The organism is Methylomonas sp. BW4-1 (assembly GCF_052474385.1).
In genome coordinates, this window is sequence record NZ_CP184125.1 from 2,840,947 (window position 1) to 2,857,356 (window position 16,410).

The following is a 16,410-nucleotide window of genomic DNA, read 5'->3' on the forward strand; positions in this document are numbered from 1 at the left end:
TGGCCCTTCCGAAAACCCTCGCCAAAAGCGAGAAGCGCAGGATTAAGGCGGAATTCCGGGTGGCCTTTTCTTTGGATACTTTCTTTTGGCCAAGCAAAAGAAAGTATCTCGACTGTCGGGCCGAGACCCGACTTAAAACATCCCGTCGCGTTAGCGACACCTTAAAACAGCAATGAAAGCTAGAGCTTTCAAGACCGCGTTCCCAAGCCGGAGCTTGAGAACCAGAAAAACCAGAAAACCTTTTAGCCAACAGCCCCTTCCAAGCTAATCCCCAACAACGCCTGCGCCTCCACCGCAAACTCCATCGGCAATTCCTTAAACACTTCCTTACAAAACCCATTCACAATCATCGACACCGCATCTTCGGCAGACAAACCGCGCTGCTGGCAGAAGAACAATTGGTCTTCGCTGATTTTGGACGTGGTCGCTTCATGCTCGACCTGGGCAGTCGGTTGTTTTACCTCGACATAGGGAAAGGTATGCGCGCCGCATTTATCGCCCACCAATAGTGAATCACACTGGGTGTGATTGCGCGCGTTTTCGGCCGATTTAGCGACCTTCACCAAGCCCCGATAAGTGTTTTGCGCCCGACCAGCAGAAATACCCTTGGATACGATGGTACTGCGGGTGTTTTTGCCGATATGGATCATCTTGGTGCCGGTGTCGGCTTGTTGCAAGTTGTTGGTCAAGGCCACCGAGTAAAACTCGCCAACCGAATCGTCGCCCAGCAACACGCAGCTTGGATACTTCCAGGTAATCGCCGAGCCGGTTTCCACTTGGGTCCAGGACACTTTGGAGTTATGCCCGCGGCATTCGGCGCGCTTGGTGACGAAGTTGTAGATACCGCCTTTGCCGTCTTTGTCGCCCGGATACCAGTTTTGCACGGTGGAATATTTGATCTGGGCGTTGTCCAAAGCCACTAACTCCACCACTGCCGCATGCAACTGGTTTTCATCGCGCATCGGTGCGGTGCAGCCTTCCAGATAAGACACATGCGAGCCTTCGTCGGCGATGATCAAAGTCCGTTCGAACTGGCCGGTGTTGGCGGCGTTGATACGAAAATACGTGGACAACTCCATCGGGCAACGCACGCCTTTGGGGATGTAGACGAAGGAACCGTCGGTAAATACTGCCGAATTCAACGCAGCGAAAAAATTGTCGCCGGTCGGCACTACGCTCCCCAAGTATTGTTTGACCAATTCCGGGTGCTCATGCAATGCTTCGGAAATCGGACAGAAAATCACGCCGGCATCTTTGAGCTTGCCTTTAAAAGTGGTGGCGACCGAGACGCTATCGAATACCGCATCGACCGCAATACCCGCGAGCCGCTCCTGCTCGTCCAGCGGAATGCCCAATTTTTTATAGGTATCCAACAATTCCGGATCGACTTCGTCCAAGCTTTTCGGACCGGCTTTTTTCGACTTAGGGGCCGAGTAATAGCTGATGGCTTGATAATCGATAGGATCGATCTTGAGTTGCGCCCAGTCTGGCGACGGCATGGTCTGCCAATGTCGAAAGGCTTTCAGCCGATATTCCAACATGAACTCCGGCTCGTTTTTGACCTGGGACAGCCGGCGAATCACGTCTTCGTCCAAGCCCGGCGGAAAGGTATCGACTTCCAGTTCGGTCACAAAGCCTTGTTTGTATTCCTGGCTGATGAGATGTTCAATTTCTTGGGCGCTAGTAGACATAATCGTTTTCAATAATTAGCGAAACAACTGGTTAACCGGAATCGAGACTTCGTCCGGCTGCTTAAACGGCAAAATCAGATCGGCTAAAGTGACCGATTCGAGCGCATTGGCGATTTTTTGGTTGATCAAATGCCAGTTGCCTTGTATCCGACAACCGCTGGCTTGATCGCAACCTTTGTGGGAAGCCGTGCACTCGGTCAGCGCAATCGGCCCTTCCAAAGCACTAATCACGGTTGCCACGGTAATTCGGCTCGGCTCTCTAGCCAACGCATAACCACCCTTGGCACCCCGCATGGAACTCAACACGCCGGCCTTGAGCAATATTTTTAATATTTTGCTAACTGTAGGCTGCGCGATGCCTGTCGCTTCTGCGATCTCCAGGGCACCGTGCACGCGACTCCTGTCTCTGGCCATATAGCTCAAGATAACCGTGGCATAGTCCGTCAACTTACTCAGCCTTAACATTACACTCTCTTTTCATTTAGGACTATTTTAGTCTTATTTAAATCCTGAGTAAATAGCTTGGTTATTAAAAATCTTACTTTCGCATGGACACCGCTTTTTTGGGTTTTCGCGCACTGCGCTATCTGGCTTAGCATCCCGGAAAAACAGCTGGAGATAACTTTTCCCTGAAAATCTTGGTTTTTTGCAATACACTTATTTTTAAGGAACGAAACATAAGCCATTTGATAAAAGCCATTTGATAAAAGCCATGTCCCAAACTCGCAGCCCTATTGTTTTGATGTATCACGGTACGCCCGACGCTCAACCCGAGTCGCATTACTCCATAAGCGCAGACTTGTTTGCGAAGCATTTGCGGTATCTAAAGCAAGAAGGTTGGACAACGGTTTTGTTCAAAGACTTGCAAAGTGCCAAATCGCTACCTGAAAAAAGTGTGGTCATTACTTTTGATGATGGCTACGAAGACAACTATCCGGGGGCTTTTTTGCCTCTGATGGCGCTTGGGATGAAGGCCACATGGTTTATCGCTACCGATTGCATCGGCGGTCATGCCCATTGGCTAGGCAAACCATCAACTCAGACACGTATGCTAACGACGGAACGACTGCTTGAAATGCATGCAGCCGGAATGGAAGTTGCTTCGCACACCTGCTCGCATCCAGACCTATCGATACTCAGCACAGACCAACAACAGTTCGAACTTTCAAAAGCCAAAGCTGTACTCGAAGATTTATTGTCAACCCAAGTCAGCAGCCTGGCTTATCCCTTTGGCAGATTCAACTCGGATTCAATCACCATAGCCGAACAGACAGGCTATAGCATGGCTTGCACCACCCGCCCCGGCTGGTTTGATAGCGAACCAAACCCTTACCTAGTTAGGCGTATTGCCATATTCTCCGGCGACAGCGTCAGCACACTAGCCCGCAAACTAAACTTTGCGGACAACGACGTATCGTGGAAAAAAATGACTCGCTACTATGCGAACCGTGTTTGGGATAAACTGCGTCATACGAGTTGATGGCAAATACCAATGCAGCGTTTAGCGTCGCTATGAACCAACAGCGATAAACAGCGCATAAATTCGTCCCCACCAGAATTCAATACTTTTACGCCGAGCCTAAAACCTAAAACCCTAAGAACATGACTTTGCCCGGCAACTCGTTACCACTCTCCGCATTTAGATATCGAAAATGAGCCTGGAAAAAGCCTCTAAAAAGCTCACATTCGCTTTTTGCACTTACAACCGAGCGGAAAGGTCTGGAGAACCTGGTCTTTGCCATGCGCGCACAATCTTGTCCGATTCCATTTGAAATTCTTGCTGTCAACAATAACAGTAGCGACGCGACAAGCGAGGTATTGAAACAACTTCAGCAACTACCCGGCCCGACGCTCCGTTGGGTGCACGAGCCCAACCAAGGCATAGTCGCAGCGCGCAACAGAGCCATACAAGAGGCAATCAATTCCGACATTCTGGTGTTTATCGACGACGATGAACTACCTTTAACCGGACTTTTAGAAACCGTTACACACGCATACCTCAGCGAAGGCGCCGAATGTGTTGGCGGACGAATCGATATAGACTTTACGCACCATAAGCGTCCGGAATGGCTTGACGACGAATTGTTGGGATTTCTAGGTGCGCTAGATCACGGCAAACAAGCTTTCTGGATAGAAGACAGCACCACACCGGTTTGGGCCGGCAACATTGCATACGACATGGCGATATTCCGAAACGATCCGGCATTGCGCTTTGATCGCAGGTATGACCGCAAAGGTAAAACCATAGGAGGAGGCGAAGATGTGATGATGTTTAATGTGCTGCTCCAGCAAAAGCGCCGAATACGTTACCGCCCGGACATGGCAATACTTCACGCCGTCGAACCTTGGCGACTCCGGCGGCGCTACTTTTTAGATGTTCATTTTCTGGCCGGCTATCGCGGAGCGATTAATGACTTTCCGGTCTACCATCGCACCTACCTGGGCATACCGCCATTCTTAATCTCGCAAATTGTCCGCCAAACTTGGCAATGGCTTGCATTGGCATTTACCGCAAAACATAGCCTGCGCCAGGCAATGAATGTCAGCTACTCTCTCGGACAAATATGTGGCTGTTTTTCACGTTGGAAAAACAAATTATTAATAAATAATTAAATTAAGCTGTCCATTAAAAGCTTAGTTAAATGCATTAAAACCTACTAAATTAAACTCCGTGCGCGACATAGTTGTTCTTATTTTTCTGATATGCTGCATAGTTGCCGCATTAAAAAAACCATGGTGGGGCGTGCTATCATTAGCAATATTCAGCTACTTGAATCCGCACGCCTATGCCTGGGGAGCGGTACGTTCGCTACCGGTATACTATGTGTTATTTTTGGTAGTTGTTGTCAGCACGTTCAACACCAAAGATAAACAGCCCATCCCTAAAGATTGGCGAATTTCAGTTTTTATAACACTTTGGTTCTATTTTATATTTACCACAACCCAATCGCCTTTACAGGATATTGCCTGGGAAAAATTTTTGTTCGTCTCTAAGGTATTTGTGCCATTCTATTTCACATGGGTACTCATCAATACCAGAGAAAAACTCTATTATTTGATTTCAACCATAGGCGCCTCTATCGGCCTTGTTGCAGTTAAAGGTGGTATATTTGCCATCCTAACCGGCTTTGGTCACCGCGTATACGGCCCCCCCAATACGCAATTCGAAGACAACAATTTATTTGCCGTTGCGATGTTGATTGCGGTGCCGTTGCTACTAGTATGGGAAAAAGAAGTACGGAAGAGCTGGCTTAAAAAAGGAATATTACTATCCATTCCTATCATTTATGCCGCTTCATTATCATCATGGTCGCGAGGGGCATTACTTACCATGATCGCTCTGACGTTTACGCTGATCTCAAACAGCAAACGTAAATACTTGATGATACCCCTGGTAATTGGCGGTACATTTTTTGTAATCCCCTATTTGCCTGAAGAATGGTTCGGACGCATGCACACTCTGGAGACCTATGAGGAGGACGCATCCGCCATGTCACGTATCGAAGCATGGACAGATGGCTGGAATCATGCACTAAGCCACCCGTTTACCGGGGCGGGATTCGATGGCTGGATACATGTCACGATGCGGGATTGGCACAGTTCTTACGTAGAAATGCTTGCTGAGCATGGCTTTATTGCATTCGGATTATGGATTTCGCTGATACTGGGTAGCGTTCTTGGCTTAACCCGTTTATCGAGTCAAGCGAAACAAGTAGAAGGCATGGAATGGGTACGCCATTACAGCCTAATGGTCAGAACCTCGATCATTTGCTATATGGTTGGCACCGCTTTCCTCGGTTTATCCTACTGGGATTTGATTTATCATTTAGTATTTATATCGATGTTAATTAAAAAATTCGCATTACAAGAGTTTTCGGAAAAAGCACGCACAAATGAACAGCAGTACAAAAAAAATCGAAATATAATAATTTAGCCACCAATCATACTCATCCAATCGAATAAAATAGAGATGGAAAAAATACTGGTGTCCCTCTACTGCTCATCTGCTGCCGCACTGCTTTTTACTATTACATTAATAATACTTACCTTACACAACTATTCCCGTACCGGACCCGGCATCCAAAAAGAAATAGAAAAAAAATTTGGGTATTATGTGATTTTCGCGCTAACCAGGTTAGCCGCTTGGTTATTTGTCATATTTTTTCTGACATCCTTACCCGGTTCTATTGCAGCTTATTCACTATCAAAGCTTACTACATTGATAGAATTTAATTTCATCACAGGCTTAAGCTGCTGCTTAATATCAACCACGCTAATTACTACCTACTTTTTTTTACACCAACTCCTGTATACACCTGGCACTATTCAATTATCTTTCCAGTATAGATTTTCCAGACTATTTGTTATATGGAAGATATTATCTCCGAAAATAATAAGTGGCATAAAGTTTTCATTAATTTCATTACTGTCTGTAACATCGGTAATCGCTCTATTTTTAGCTATCGAAGAAAATAATACGCCGCTAGTGCTCTATATAATAGCTTTGGCTGGTTTATATGCTTACATCTATTACGCAACGATAGTTAACGAACCAGCTGTCGTTAAAGCATCGTCTCAAACAAAACCCAATGTGATTATGATAGGTTCTGATACATTGCGCCATGACAGACTAGGCGGCAGCAACTATCACAGAAACCTCACCCCCAACATTGATAAATTAAGCGCGAACGGCTTACGACTCGATAAATGCATAACCCCTGTCGCCAGAACGGCACCAAGTATTGCGTCCCTATTTACCGGATTATGGCCGCATAACCATAAAATTCGCGATAATTATCCATCCTTGGCAGACTGTAAACTACCGCAACCGTCTTTGATCGACATATTAAACGAACAGGGTTACTTGACTGCATGCATCTCCGATTGGTGCGGAGCCGATTTCGCAAAATTAAGTTTTAACTTCAAGGAAATCTCGGTCGCTGAAGATCAATGGAATATCAAACTACTACTAAGACAAGGGCCGTCTTTAATCCGAAACGTATTATCGCTTTTCACCAATAACGCATTAGGAAAACGCTTCTTACCCGAGTTCTATTATCTGGCCGGCGTACCCTTGATCCGAAGTTTAAGCCGCGAATGCCGCCAATTAATTGCCCATTCGGCGAAAAACTCGCAGCCTTTTTTTATTAATTTATTCACTTCTGCCACTCACGTCCCTTTCAATTCAGAGTACCCCTATTACAACTTATTTACCCCAAAAGACTATAAAGGTGAGTCACGGTTTATTATGACCAGACTCGCCTCGGCGGAAGAAATTATCAAAAAACAGGAAAAAACCTCGGAGTTTTTCGACATCCCGCAAATTATTAATTTATATGACAGCTGCGTCAAACAATTCGACGATGAAGTGGGGAAAATAATAGACTATATTGAAAAGTCGGATTTATCCGATAATACCATCGTCATCATATATAGCGATCATGGTGCGGATTTTTTTGAAACGGGATGCTGGGGCCAGGGCAATACCTTGGTAGGAAACGACCCCAGCGGCAGAATTCCATTGGTGATGAAAGGCCCAGGGGTGCCTGGTGGCGTAAACTTTAAGCCGACCACCCGCTCCATTGACGTCATGCCAACTTTGTTAGATTTGTTGAATATAACCATTCCAACAACGCTCGACGGTGTTAATTTGATTCCTTATGTGAAAGCACAGACATCGCCGGAGCTTTTTGCTTTTCAAGAAACAGGGATTTGGCTAGGAAAGATACCTGGCTTACATCCTGAACAAATTTTATATCCCAATATTGTTGAATTACTGGATATTCCTGATAAAAAATCCGGCACACTGGTAGTCAACGAAAAACATTATCCCACGGTTATCCGCGCGAAAAGCCGTTCCGTACAGAATGAAAAGTGGAAACTAATATATATAGCGACTTATACAAAACCTGTGTATCAGCTATACGACTTAGAAAACGATCCATATCGGGATGTAATAGAGTCTCATCCCGATATATTTGCGGAGCTTAAAAAGCTATTGGATAGCCACATCGAGAGTGACCCTTTGTTTGAATCTGCTAATTAAAATACAAAGCTGTTGCACAGTTTAAAACTGCGCAATCGGGGTATCAAAAATTATTCACTGATAATACTGAAGATACCAAGCAACAAACCGTTCAATCCCCTGCTCGATAGTCGTGTTTGGTTTATAACCAACATCCGCTACCAAGGCCTCTACATCGGCGAACGTATCCGGGACATCACCAGGCTGCAAGGGCAATAAATTTTTCTCGGCAGTTTTACCGAGAAAACGTTCCAAGGTTTCTATATAAGACAGCAGTTCTACCGGATTCTGGTTACCAATGTTATAAACCCGCCAAGGTGCTCTACTGGTGCCTGGATCGGGTTTTTCGCCACTCCAGTCCGGATTCGGCGAAGCGTTATGATCCATGGTCCGAATCACGCCCTCAACGATGTCGTCTATATAAGTGAAATCGCGGCGGTGCTTACCGTAGTTGAATACATTGATTTTCTCGCCATTCAAAATCGCTTTGGTAAATAAAAACAACGCCATGTCTGGGCGACCCCACGGCCCATACACAGTAAAAAAGCGCAAACCTGTGGTAGGCAATTGATACAAGTTGCTGTAGGTGTGCGCCATCAGCTCATTGGCTTTTTTTGACGCGGCGTACAAGCTCAAGGGATGATCGACATTGTCATGCACGGAGAACGGCATGGATTCGTTGGCACCGTAAACCGAACTGCTTGAGGCATATACCAAGTGCTCCACCTGATTATGCCGGCAACCCTCCAAGATATTGATGAAACCGACAATATTACTATCGATATAGGCATGCGGATTCTCGATGGAATAGCGCACACCGGCCTGAGCCGCCAGATTAACCACTTTTTGCGGCTGGTGCTTTTTGAATAGTGCATCCATACCGGTTCTATCGGCAATATCCATCCTGACATCGGTATAGCCGGCAAAATCCTTGATCCGATCCAAGCGACTCAATTTCAGGTTAACATCGTAATAGTCGTTGAGATTATCGACACCAATAACTTCGTCACCACGCTCCAACAATCTGAGCGCCAAATGATTGCCTATAAAACCGGCCGTGCCGGTCACCATAATCTTCATTCTTAAAGCCTTGCGTCTGTTTGATCCGTAGGAAACAAGTATTTCAGGTCATACACAATGGCTTGCGGCGTACCTAAAGCTCTGACGTCTGAAATCGCCATTTTTCTGAACTCGTCATGGGCCACAGCCAGAATAATCGCGTCGTATTTTCCTGCTACCGGTTTAGCGACCGGCGTTATACCATATTCGTGTTTCGCTTCCTCAGCATTAACCCAGGGGTCGTAGACCTCGACATTGACGCCATAAGTCTTCAATTCGGCAATGATGTCTACCACCCGAGTGTTACGAATGTCCGGACAGTTTTCTTTAAAGGTCAAGCCCATGATCAACACATTAGCTTCCTGGACATGCACACGCTTTTTCAGCATCAGCTTTACTAATTGCGACACGACGTATACCCCCATGCCATCGTTGATTCGACGGCCGGAAAGTATCACTTCCGGGTTGTAGCCTATAGCTTGAGCTTTATGAGTCAAGTAATAGGGATCCACACCGATACAGTGTCCACCCACCAAACCTGGGCGAAACGGCAGGAAATTCCATTTAGTCCCCGCAGCCAGCAATACTTCTTCAGTATCTATTCCGAGTTTGTTAAAGATCAAAGCCAATTCGTTGATTAAAGCGATGTTGACGTCGCGCTGAGTGTTTTCAATGACTTTAGCAGCCTCGGCGACTTTGATGCTGCTGGCTTTGTGCGTGCCCGCAGTAATGATGCTTTTATATAAAGCATCTACTTTTTCGGCTATTTCGGGCGTAGAGCCCGAAGTAACCTTCAGAATATTGGTTACGCGGTGTTGTTTATCGCCGGGATTAATGCGCTCAGGGCTATAACCGACATAAAAATCCCGGTTAAACGTTAAACCCGACACTTTCTCCAGAATCGGTACGCACACCTCTTCGGTTGCGCCGGGGTAAACAGTGGATTCGTAAATGACGATATCGCCGGACTTTATTACCTTACCCAACAAATCGCTGGCTTTTTGCAGCGGCGTCAAATCAGGTTGTTTATGTTCGTTGATTGGCGTGGGGACTGTGACTATATAAACCGAACAATCGGCTATATCTTGTAAATCTGCGCTGTAAGTCAGTAACTTGGCGTCGGCGAGTTCTTCTTCACTAACCTCCAGAGTATGGTCGCGACCTGCGCGTAATTCCTGAATTCGATGCTGGTTAATATCGAAACCTACGGTTTGATATTTTCGTCCAAACTCGACAGCTAGCGGCAACCCCACGTAACCAAGCCCAATCATACCGATTTTAATGTTATCTAACATCTAGTAAATCCTCCTCCGCCCCGCTCTGAGTTTTAATGACTTGAATTACTTTTTAACTATACAGCCCCATGCCGTCAGCCAAGCTTGTGCCTGATAGCTTTCCGCCGTTTTCGGCAAGTTGCCGCTCAACACCATCGCCAAGGTATGATTGATAATGCCGAAGAAATAAGTGTAGGCCAATAAGGGATCCAGCGCCTTCATCTCGCCGTCTTTGACGCCATTCTGAAAAATCCGTTTTATTTTAATAAACGCGGGCGTTTCCAGCAGGGGCTTAGGCTCCGCCAAAAATTCTTCGCTTTTAACAAATAATAAGAACTCAACGATTTCCGGAGCGTCATCGGTTAATTTGAAGAGTAAATCGACTATTTCCCGCAATTGTTCGGCAGCTTTGCGATTACGGCGGCGAATATCATCAATCGATATGCTCAGGCTATCCAGAATATTTTCGTACAAGGTTTGCGCGATGGCTTGCTTGGTTTTGAAATACTGACTAATGCCGGTACTGGTTGTTATACCCGCCGCATCTTTAATATCGGTTAATGAGGTATTGAAATATCCCTTCTTGGCAAACAGCTTTAAAGCAGCCTGCAACACTTCATCCTGACTGATGGTTTTATTCGGTTTATTTTCTAATTCTAATTCTTGTTCCATGCTCTTATATACAGCTTTACCTGCTGTTTACTCTCTGTTGTGGCAGTATCGATACTGCTTTTATTATTCGTTGATGGTGGAGAACGCCGCGACAAGGTAATTAACCATAGACCATAAGGTTAAAATCGCAGACAAGTATAACAACCAGTAACCCATGGTATTGATAGGCAGGCCTAATAAATCATCCCTATAAAGCAACAAACTCACTGCCGTCATTTGCGCAGTGGTTTTCCATTTTCCCAATTGCGAAACCTTGACCTTGGCACGCTGACCAATCTCAGCCATCCATTCTCTCAGCGACGCAATCGCAATTTCCCTACCGATAATGATAGCCGCCGGCACCGCGAGATAAGGATTGCCTTGAGCCTGCACCACCAATACCAGAACAAACGCCACCATCAATTTATCGGCCACCGGATCCAGGAATGCACCAAAAGCGGTTTGCATATTCATTTTTCTGGCCAGATAACCGTCAAGCCAATCGGTGAAACCGGCAACCAGAAAAATTGCGGTACAGGCCAGATTGGAATATTGCCACGGCAAATAAAACACGATGGCCAATAAGGGAATCAGGGCGATCCGCAACAGGGTTAAATAGGTCGGAATGGTAAATCTAATGGCCATCTTGATGGTGAAATGTATCGTAAATTCGCTGCGCTAATTGTCGGCTAATGCCATCTATACTGGCTAAAGCATCCACACCCGCGCTGGACACACCCTGTAACCCGCCAAACTGTTTCAGCAAAACCTGTCGTCTTTTAGGCCCCAGTCCGGCAATATCTTCCAGTACCGATTGTTTGTTAACCTTACCGCGTCGCTGCCTGTGTCCCGTAATCGCGAAACGATGAGCTTCATCGCGAATCTGTTGAATCAATAGCAAGGCGGAAGCCCCCGGCGTCACATCCAAGGGCTGCCGATTACCGACCAGAATGATTTTCTCCATGCCGGCTTTGCGATCAGGACCTTTAGCAACACCGACTATCATAACATCGTTTATCTCCAATTCAGCCAAAGCCTTTTCCGCCTCAGCGACCTGGCCTTTGCCGCCGTCTATTAAAAGGATGTCCGGCGCCGGATGCTCGCCATTCTTCAAGCGGCTGAAGCGTCTAAAAACCGCCTGATGAATCGCCGCATAGTCATCGCCGGCAGTAATACCATCGATATTAAAGCGTCGATAGTCGGATTTCACTGGCCCTTCTCTGTCAAACACCACGCAAGACGCCACGGTCTGTTCCCCTTGGGTATGACTAATATCAAAACACTCCAGACGAGTGGGGGTGATATCGCAGCCCAATTCCTGCTGCAAACTGATAAAGCGCCCTTGCAAACCCTGTCGATCAGCCAGCCTAGCGTTAAGCGCACTGTCGGCATTGGTGATAGCCATTTGCAACCACTTCATCCGTTCGCCGCGCACATTATTGGCAATCGCTACCGCATGTTTGGCCTGTTCGGCCAATACTTCGGCCACCAAAGCCGCTTCGGGCAAGGCATGACTGACGATCAATTCGTGAGGTACGGTTTTGTCCAAATAATATTGGGCGATGAAAGCCTGCAAGATTTCCTCGGGCTGATTTTCATCGTCGACTTTCGGAAAAAACTGCCGGTTGCCCAAATGCTGACCGTTGCGGATAAAAAATACCTGCACACAGGCCGCACCGTTTTTAGCCGCGCACGCCAAAATATCCACATCGCCTTTTTCCCCTTCCACACAATGTTTTTCCAATACAGCGCGCAAGCGGGCGATTTGATCACGATAGGCGGCGGCTTGCTCGAACTCCAATTGCGCGGCCGCGGCTTCCATCTTCACTACCAACCGATCAATTAGTAAGCCGCCCTGCCCCTCCAAAAACAAAATGGTATTTTCGACATCGTTGGCATATTGCTCCTTGCTGACCAAGCCCACGCAAGGCGCGGTACAGCGCTCAATCTGATGCTGAAGGCAAGGTCGAGAGCGAGCACTGTAATAGGAATCTTCGCATTGCCGCACCGGGAAAATTTTTTGCAATAACTTCAAGGTTTCCTTTACCGCACTGGCGCTGGGATACGGCCCGAAATACCTGCCCCGCCGCTTCTTGGCGCCGCGATGAAAAGTTAGCTGCGGAAAATCGTGAAAACTGGATATAAACACATAAGGGTAGGACTTATCATCGCGCAAGCTGATGTTGTAGCGCGGCTTGTGGCGTTTAATCTGCTGGCTTTCCAGCAGTAAGGCTTCACCCTCCGTGTGGGTCACGGTTACCTCTATACCGGCGACCTTGGCTACCATGGCCTGCTGTTTGGGCGAAGCATTTTGAGTTCTGAAATAGCTGGAAACCCGATTTTTCAGATTCTTGGCTTTGCCGATATAAATGATCTCGCCTTTCTCGTCCAACATCTTGTAAATGCCAGGACGCTGCGTTAGCGTCTTCAAAAAGGCTTTGGCGTTAAATTCGCCCGGTTGCGTTTCAGTCACGGGCGGATAGCAAATTCTGAATGGTTACAAACACCGCCGCCAGCATCTCCATGCTCAGGCGTTTGGTCTGCACGTTATAACGACTGCAATGGTAAGAACTGACCAGCGTGTTGCCGTCCGGCAATTCAAAACTGACGTGATGAGCAAACTTAGCCGCACTAGTCTTCAACCCATATGCTCGCAATACCGCCTGATGGGCAATATTACCCAAAGCCAAAATCACCGAATGTTTCGGTAGGGTTTTAATTTCGGCCGCCAGATAAGGGTTGCATCGCTTAATTTCGTCACCAGTGGGCTTGTTTTGTGGCGGCAAACATTTCACGGCGTTGGTAATCCGACAATTGCTCAGCTGCAAACCATCGGCCAAACTCGTCGATGCCAATTGATTGCTATAACCAAAATCATACAAAGCCTGATATAACAACAGACCGGCATAGTCGCCGGTAAACGGTCTGCCGGTGGCATTCGCGCCGTGCATGCCAGGCGCCAGACCAACGACTAGCAAGTGCGCTTGCGGATCGCCGAACGGTGACACCGGCAAGGCGTGATAAGCAGGATATTTCGCCTTCACTTCACAGAGAAATTCGCTTAACCGCGGGCATGCTCGGCAGTCTTGCTTGAAATAGGATGAATAAGTCATAAAACGATAAACACTCAAATTGGCGGAATTTTACCTGAGCCCCAGATTTCTTGCGTCGCTCGCTTTGCTTATTAACTTGTGTATCTACAACATCCTTACTTCCGTCTTCGCCGGAATAACCTTATCCGGAGAGAATAAGCGACTGCTTGACCGCAAGCGGTCCTAGCCCGGACTTTCCAAATTACCATAACCCAAGCCCGGAAACAGCCGACTGGAATACCGCAAATACTGGCACCGGATAAACCTAAACGTTTGCTAATAGCCAAAATTGTGGTATTTTTACAACATGCTTAGCAGAATCTGCAATTCCCTTTGATTTTTAAAGCCTATTTTTCTAACCATGGCTTTATTACTCCCTCTCAAAAGCAACGAATTATCTATTTTTTACAAATAACAAAAGGAGTCTTTATGTTGAAGAAAAGTTTACTGGCAATCGCCATGATGGCGGCGCTCGGTTCCGTGTCGACGGCACAAGCCGACGAGTTCCTTGACGACAGATGGTACGCGGCGCCCTTCGGCACTTTCGTGCAACCGGGCGGTGATCGTAATGCGCATAGCGGTTGGGGCGGCGGTTTGGGCCTGGGTAAGATCATCAACGAACATCTGAATATTGAGATCAGAGGTTTGTACCAAAACCTGGAAGGCGCTAAAAGCAATGGCAACTGGGATTTGACCGGCGGTACTGTCGACGCGCAGTATTATTTGTTTAGAGATAAATTCTCGCCTTATGCAGTAATCGGCGTGGGTGGCATCAATAGCACCCACAATGGCGACAGCGGCGCGGGCTTCATCGGCGAAGCGGGTGCGGGTTTTACCTATGAACTGCACGATAATTTCCTGATTCGCAGCGACGTCCGCTACCGTTACAACAACAACTTCAACGCCAAACTACAACCCGGCACCGAAGAATTTCATGACATGACGGTTAATCTGGGTTTCGTGGTCCCGTTCGGCGAAAAACCTAAAGCAGTTGTCGCAAAAGCCGAACCAACCCCGCCGCCCACCCCAGTACCGGCTCCCGCAAAACTGGATTGCTCAAAAATGGATGACGACAAAGACGGAGTAAATAACTGCGTTGATAAATGTCCGACTACATTACCGGGCGTTGAAGTCAGCATTTACGGTTGCTGGATCGTTGATGTTAAGTTCGATAACGACAAAGACGTGATCAAACCGCAGTATTTCCCAAAACTGGATAAAGTCGTTGACCGCATCAAACAGTATCCTGACATGGCGTTTGAAGTTCAAGGCCATACCAGCAATACAGGTTCGTACAAACACAACCTGGACTTGTCGGAGCGCCGGGCATTGGCGGTTAAGAAATACCTAACCAAAGGCAGCCACTCTCCCAATATCACTTCACACGGTTATAGCTGGGATAGGCCAATCGATACCAACGAAACCGAAGAAGGCCGCGCCAATAACCGCCGAGTACAGTTGGAAGTGGATGGTAAAGCCCAACAGACATTGAAATAGTCAGCGAACCTGGTTAAGTCAATTGATTCAGCACAAAAACCCGCCGTTAGGCGGGTTTTTTATATGCGCACGAAGAAGATCAAAAATTACAAACTCAATGCCCTAAATTCCGCACAAGCACTTGAACGCTGCCAGACCCGCTCAAACTCTTCACGCAATGGCCGATGACGTGCCGGCAAATTAGGACTCCAATGCCCATCGTAGCGATTACCCAGCAAGCGAAATAAATAGCCGTCGCTATCGTTGATGATAAAAGCAGAAGGATATTGCAAATCTTCAGCTTCATCGGGCACACGAATCAAAAAATATGACGGTAAGCGCTGAGCTAATTCCACGATAGGATGAACCTGATGACGCAGGCTGGCTGGTTCCTGAACGATAATCTGCACACTGGCGTTACGATTGCCGAGAGTAAATTGTTTCAGAGCCTCGACAAGGTCTTTTTGTCCATATAAAACAAAGTCCAGATCCCGGCTGTAGATACAAATCTGCCGACGAGCCGTCATCACCAATTGCCGGGTAGCGGTTAAGGTCGATTCGACAGTCTCCAGGCGGACAGCGTCAACAGAAACTTCTCGGGTCTGGAGCACGGATCGCAACGTTTGTTCAAGCGGCTGCAATATAAGCCTGATAGCCTGATGCGGAATGCCGGCTTCAGCAAACCCTTCGCCTTCCGCGACAAAACCGAATTTTTGGTAGAACCTCAATGCGCTAAGTTGCGCGTTGGCGGTAATAGTAGTCAGCCCCAAGTTACGCGCTTTGTCGATTGCTGCACGCAACAAAGATTCACCAACACCTTGTCCGCGCCATTCGAGTAGAACCGCCATTCGTCCAAGCTTGCCCTCCGGCGAAAGTCGACACGTAGCGATTGGCCGATAATCCGCATCCCGCACTAAAAAATGATGGCAGTCCGCATCAAGTTTGTCGAACTCCACTTCTAACGGTATTTGCTGTTCGACAACGAACACCAAATTTCGCACATAACATATGTCCTCAAAATCAACGGCGTAGCTGGCTGGCTCGAGATAACAGTTGGCAATTTGCATAGCGCGACGGATGAGTAGTAAGTGAGTGAATCAGTTTAGATGCACTCTGCTGAAAATTCGACGCGGCAAGCCGAT

The 16,410-nt window shown here is 47.1% G+C and carries 14 protein-coding genes; 5 read left to right on the forward strand and 9 right to left on the reverse strand.

Going from position 1 to position 16,410, the window contains the following annotated elements; translation table 11 throughout:
- Positions 1-242 precede the first annotated feature (242 nt).
- On the reverse strand, positions 243-1,691 hold the full coding sequence (sufB, locus tag ACH5Y9_RS13110) for a Fe-S cluster assembly protein SufB (RefSeq protein WP_445366376.1): 1,449 nt from the start codon (positions 1,689-1,691) through the stop codon (positions 243-245).
- 15 nt (positions 1,692-1,706) lie between these two features.
- On the reverse strand, positions 1,707-2,156 hold the full coding sequence (locus ACH5Y9_RS13115) for an SUF system Fe-S cluster assembly regulator (RefSeq protein ID WP_319960544.1): 450 nt from the start codon (positions 2,154-2,156) through the stop codon (positions 1,707-1,709).
- A 385-nt stretch (positions 2,157-2,541) separates the two neighbouring features.
- On the opposite strand from ACH5Y9_RS13115, the gene ACH5Y9_RS13120 reads away from it, so the two are divergent.
- From ACH5Y9_RS13120 to ACH5Y9_RS13135, 4 genes are all read left to right on the forward strand, one after another.
- Positions 2,542-3,171: a polysaccharide deacetylase family protein gene (locus tag ACH5Y9_RS13120; RefSeq protein ID WP_445366377.1), complete on the forward strand. Its 630-nt coding sequence runs from the start codon at positions 2,542-2,544 to the stop codon at positions 3,169-3,171.
- A 260-nt stretch (positions 3,172-3,431) separates the two neighbouring features.
- Positions 3,432-4,304: a glycosyltransferase gene (locus ACH5Y9_RS13125; RefSeq protein WP_445366378.1), complete on the forward strand. Its 873-nt coding sequence runs from the start codon at positions 3,432-3,434 to the stop codon at positions 4,302-4,304.
- 58 nt (positions 4,305-4,362) lie between these two features.
- Positions 4,363-5,625 carry a putative O-glycosylation ligase, exosortase A system-associated gene (locus ACH5Y9_RS13130; protein ID WP_445366379.1) on the forward strand — a complete coding sequence of 421 codons (1,263 nt, stop codon included), beginning with the start codon at positions 4,363-4,365 and terminating at the stop codon, positions 5,623-5,625.
- Between the two features lie 36 nt (positions 5,626-5,661).
- Entirely contained in the window at positions 5,662-7,737 is a 2,076-nt protein-coding gene (locus ACH5Y9_RS13135; RefSeq protein WP_445366380.1) for a sulfatase family protein, read from the forward strand.
- A 54-nt stretch (positions 7,738-7,791) separates the two neighbouring features.
- On the opposite strand, the gene ACH5Y9_RS13140 is transcribed toward ACH5Y9_RS13135, so the two are convergent.
- From ACH5Y9_RS13140 to ACH5Y9_RS13165, 6 genes are all read right to left on the reverse strand, one after another.
- Positions 7,792-8,796: an NAD-dependent epimerase gene (locus ACH5Y9_RS13140; RefSeq protein ID WP_445366381.1), complete on the reverse strand. Its 1,005-nt coding sequence runs from the start codon at positions 8,794-8,796 to the stop codon at positions 7,792-7,794.
- 2 nt (positions 8,797-8,798) lie between these two features.
- Positions 8,799-10,070 carry a Vi polysaccharide biosynthesis UDP-N-acetylglucosamine C-6 dehydrogenase TviB gene (tviB, locus tag ACH5Y9_RS13145; RefSeq protein ID WP_033157383.1) on the reverse strand — a complete coding sequence of 424 codons (1,272 nt, stop codon included), beginning with the start codon at positions 10,068-10,070 and terminating at the stop codon, positions 8,799-8,801.
- Positions 10,071-10,115: 45 nt separating this feature from the next.
- Positions 10,116-10,721, reverse strand: a complete 606-nt coding sequence (locus ACH5Y9_RS13150; RefSeq protein ID WP_101051582.1) for a TetR/AcrR family transcriptional regulator — start codon at positions 10,719-10,721, stop codon at positions 10,116-10,118.
- A gap of 63 nt (positions 10,722-10,784) precedes the next feature.
- The gene (gene pgsA / locus ACH5Y9_RS13155) at positions 10,785-11,345 is read right to left on the reverse strand and encodes a CDP-diacylglycerol--glycerol-3-phosphate 3-phosphatidyltransferase (protein ID WP_033157381.1); all 561 of its coding nucleotides are present in this window, start codon (positions 11,343-11,345) and stop codon (positions 10,785-10,787) included.
- The gene (gene uvrC / locus ACH5Y9_RS13160; RefSeq protein ID WP_445366382.1) at positions 11,335-13,173 is read right to left on the reverse strand and encodes an excinuclease ABC subunit UvrC; all 1,839 of its coding nucleotides are present in this window, start codon (positions 13,171-13,173) and stop codon (positions 11,335-11,337) included. Before uvrC ends, pgsA begins: the two co-directional genes overlap by 11 nt.
- Entirely contained in the window at positions 13,166-13,813 is a 648-nt protein-coding gene (locus ACH5Y9_RS13165; protein WP_445366383.1) for a uracil-DNA glycosylase, read from the reverse strand. Before ACH5Y9_RS13165 ends, uvrC begins: the two co-directional genes overlap by 8 nt.
- A gap of 408 nt (positions 13,814-14,221) precedes the next feature.
- Between ACH5Y9_RS13165 and ACH5Y9_RS13170 the strand changes: the two genes are divergently transcribed.
- Positions 14,222-15,289 carry an OmpA family protein gene (locus ACH5Y9_RS13170; RefSeq protein WP_101051579.1) on the forward strand — a complete coding sequence of 356 codons (1,068 nt, stop codon included), beginning with the start codon at positions 14,222-14,224 and terminating at the stop codon, positions 15,287-15,289.
- Between the two features lie 86 nt (positions 15,290-15,375).
- On the opposite strand, the gene ACH5Y9_RS13175 is transcribed toward ACH5Y9_RS13170, so the two are convergent.
- Positions 15,376-16,269 carry a GNAT family N-acetyltransferase gene (locus ACH5Y9_RS13175; RefSeq protein ID WP_240348254.1) on the reverse strand — a complete coding sequence of 298 codons (894 nt, stop codon included), beginning with the start codon at positions 16,267-16,269 and terminating at the stop codon, positions 15,376-15,378.
- Between the last annotated feature and the right edge of the window lie 141 nt (positions 16,270-16,410).